General features: G+C 52.3%; 4 protein-coding genes. 2 read left to right on the forward strand and 2 right to left on the reverse strand.

Going from position 1 to position 3,834, the window contains the following annotated elements; translation table 11 throughout:
• On the forward strand, positions 1-121 hold a 121-nt coding region (locus tag ACOJWD_RS06880; protein WP_486992491.1), incomplete at its 5' end, for an SCP2 sterol-binding domain-containing protein.
• A gap of 74 nt (positions 122-195) precedes the next feature.
• Complete coding sequence (locus tag ACOJWD_RS06885) at positions 196-1,338, forward strand: thiolase family protein (RefSeq protein ID WP_486992488.1); 1,143 nt, start codon at positions 196-198, stop codon at positions 1,336-1,338.
• Between the two features lie 609 nt (positions 1,339-1,947).
• Here ACOJWD_RS06885 and ACOJWD_RS06890 read toward each other — a convergent pair.
• Positions 1,948-3,516 carry a beta propeller repeat protein gene (locus tag ACOJWD_RS06890; RefSeq protein WP_486992489.1) on the reverse strand — a complete coding sequence of 523 codons (1,569 nt, stop codon included), beginning with the start codon at positions 3,514-3,516 and terminating at the stop codon, positions 1,948-1,950.
• A partial coding sequence (locus ACOJWD_RS06895; protein ID WP_486992490.1) for an RNA polymerase sigma factor occupies positions 3,513-3,834 on the reverse strand: 322 nt, incomplete at its 5' end. The genes ACOJWD_RS06895 and ACOJWD_RS06890, both read right to left, overlap by 4 nt.

Raw genomic sequence — 3,834 nt, forward strand, 5'->3', positions numbered from 1 at the left:
AGAAGATTTTAAGGCCTTGGCGCAAGGGTCCCTTAATCCAATGAGTGCCTTTATGAGTGGGAAACTTTCAGTGGCCGGCGACATGAGTATGGCGCTTAAACTGCAAACGCTTATTTCCTAGGTTCTACGACGTTCAACGACCTCGACCCCATAGGCGGTTGAGGTCGATTCTCTTCCTGATAGGAGATGATGGCTATGCGAGACGCGTATATAGTCGATGGAGTTCGAACGGCGTTTGGGCGTCGTAACGGAGGGCTTTCGCAAGTGCGTCCAGACGATCTTGCTGCCCAGACGTTAAAGGGCTTAGTGGGGAAAACGGGTGTCGACGTCGGCAGTGTGGAGGACGTTCGCCTCGGGTGCGTAACCCAGGTCGGGGAACAAGGGTTTAATATTGGGCGTCTTGCACCGCTTATTGCCGGGTTCCCAGTGGAAGTACCGGGGGTCGCGATTAACCGCATGTGTGCATCAAGTCTCGAAGCGGTCAATCAAGCAGCCCAAGCGATTCGTGCGGATGTCCATGATTTGGTCATTGCCGCCGGGGTGGAATCCATGTCGCGGGTGCCCATGGGATCGGATGGCTCCACATTTAGTAATGACCTATTACGTCAGTACAACATTATTCCGCAAGGATTATCGGCAGAGATGATTGCGGAAAAGTGGAACTTGTCGCGTGAGGCGTTAGATGCCTTTTCATTCGAGAGCCACCGCCGCGCGCTCTCGGGCATAGCGAGTGGCTATTTCGCGGAGGAAATACTTCCCGTAGAGAGCCATGATGCCAATGGCGGAGTGCTCACCATCACCCAGGACGAAGGACCAAGAGCGGATACCACGCTAGATAAGATGCACAGCCTACGCCCCGTCTTTAAACCCGATGGGAGAATCACCGCCGCCAATTCAAGTCAAATTACGGATGGGAGCGCGGCGTTGCTGTTGGCATCGGAGGATGCTCTCGGCCGACATGGGCTTAAGCCTCGTGCGAGAATTGTGGCGATGTCCGTGGTTGGAGTCGATCCCGTCATCATGCTCACAGGCCCCATTCCCGCTACCCATAAAGTGTTAGAAAAAGCTCATTTGTCATTTCATGACATCGACGTGATTGAAATTAATGAAGCGTTTGCATCTGTGGTGCTAGCCTGGGGAGAAGAGTTTCATCCCGACTGGGACCGCGTCAATCCCCATGGAGGGGCCATTGCTCTTGGACATCCATTGGGCGCGTCTGGGGGGCGACTAGTCTTGACCGCACTGCACCATCTGGAACAAACCGGCGGGCGTTATGGTCTCATCACCATGTGTATTGGCTGGGGCATGGCGGTCGCAACCATTATAGAGCGGGTTTGATTGGGCATTATATCAAGACCGTGTCGAGGAGTGCGCGACAGAAATGAGAAGTCGCGCGCTCTTTGTTTTTGTCTCTTGTGGTAGGTAGTGCGGTACCGGGCTGAGCGATTTCTGGTATAAGGCATCGCCCGTCTAGGGAACCTTGGCAGAGATCATATCGTATCCTTCCTACGGTGGGGGATAGAAACGCTTTGGTCCAATCGCCCGACGGCCACCCTTAGGGACTCTGTTGCAGTTGTTTTTTTGGTAAACCTTATCGCCGCATACGCGGAAGCTGGCATAGTCCGTGTTCGGTGCCTCATAGATAAGGATTTGACCATCGTTACCGTTCATGCTTTCGCGCATACAAATCCGGTGATTAATCTGCCATGGCATCAGAGGACTACGGGATTGATACCACCTCGAAGTACCTTTCGAAGGGAGAGCACAGCATAGGGGGCATGACGTGCTTTGGGCCCTTTTCGACGGACCACCTTAACAAAAATCCAATCGGCAGCGCACCGTTTAAGTGCAATCGTGAGGTGCTGTCAGGCGGTAATGCGTGGCCACTTCATTGAGATGCTTAGATACCATCAGGCCACGGCACCACCAGATTGAGGACACACGGGATTATCGGGTGGCTACATCCTCGCGACTGTTTGCCTTATTACCATTGGTTGTCCCAGCCGGCGCGATTAGGCCCTGGGTTTGGATTTGTGCCGGCGATTCGTAAAAAATGAACCAACCGCCTGGATACCCGGCTAACACTTGATTGTTGCCAATAGCTTCGAGGATATTGGCTGCGGACCCTGTCGCATCCATGTCGGATTGCGGAGAAATGGATAACCACTGGTGGGACTGACGGATCCACTGATAAATTAGTCCTCCAGGAGACGCATAGAGCAGGTCGCCATTGGGACTTGCTGCTAGTTGCCCTAGTCCCAAGCTGTTTTTCGTGGCAGGAACGGAAAATGTGGTCCAATGTTGGGTTTGGGCGTTATATCGAATAATCACCGGTCCATCAAGATTAATTAAGGCGGCTATGTCCCCGTTTTGAGTCATCACCATAGTACTAGGAGCCGCCCCAATAGCGGGAAAATTGGGAACTTCAGACCACTTCGTGCCGCCGTCCTGAGTTTCCAATATGGGTCCTACGCCGTCGCCGGAAATGGGGATGAGAGCCACCGATATGACCTCGGGATTGGCAGGGTCCACAGCATAGGTTTCTACCTGCCACTTATTGACATTGAGAGGGAGAGCAGTGGTCCAGTGCCTGCCGTTGTCGCTCCATGCTAGTGTGCCATTCAAAATTGCCCAATAGCGATTGCCAATCGCTATTAAATTGGTGACCGATTGAGCGCCTAGTGACCACGTGCGCCAGGTATGACCGCCGTTTGATGTTAAATAGCCATGGCTGGCTCCAGATGGACTCTCTTCGACCAATAAGGCGTGATTGGGATTACTGGGTAAACCTGCAATCGTATCTAGGGTAGTGCTTGGTGGTGAACCTGGAGAACTAATCCAATAATACTTTCCATATCCCATCAAGTCGGCCCATGTATTACCACGAGTCACATACACATGACTTCCGGCGGCGGATACAGTATTAATATCTGAATCTCCGCGTTGATACCAGGTGCCTGTGACGGGAGTCGCCGAAGCGGAGGGGGCAATCACCGTACCCTCAGCTAGTGACGAACCTTCAAAGCTATACACCGGGGCCCCGTGACTAAACAGCATGCCCCCCTCAACCTGCATGCGATTGTTCAACAACAGTGATAGCGAATTTCCGGAGGCACTAGAAAGACTAAAATTGCCATTAACCATTAAGTTATGCCCCGTGGGTGATGCGATCGGATAACTTCCGTATACCGGCGTCATGCTGGAAACGCTGTAACTATTGTCGCTTGCCAAAGACAGTTGGCGGGTCAAGCCTTTAGGTAGGTGAATAGCGGCTAAATTGAGATTAGATACCGAGCCGTGCGCCTGAGGCAACTGAACGGTCAGAGGCAATGCCGCAAGTCCCATCGCTAATACTGCAGCGCTTCCCAATGCAATACGCCAAGAGCGCTGTTTGGCACGCTGGGCACGATATTTAGGATGCCATGCCGGTTGGAAATAGAGTGCCTGTTCTTCTCTCAATGCCCGATCGAGGAGCTCCCCAATTTGCTTCTCACGATCGTATGTGTCATGACTCATAATGAGCTCTCCTCCCACACCGGTTCGAGAATGGGCTTTAAATGCTGTCTAGCCCGATACAGGCGCGTTTTTACCACTTGGTCACTAACCCCCAGAACATCGGCCGTCTCTTTCAGACTGCGGTCCATATAGTAAAACAATAAAACGCATTGTCTCTCGGCCGTATTAAGTTGCATAACAGCCTCTAGAACCAATGCACTATCTGACATAATTGGTGAGTCATCGACGACGCCTTGGGTCAGTTCTAATAAGTCCGTCGGGTCTTCTGGATGCCTTTTGGAGCGCCGCATCTTGTCCCGACAAAGATTTGTCACAGTA

The organism is Sulfobacillus sp. TH-112 (assembly GCF_057473405.1).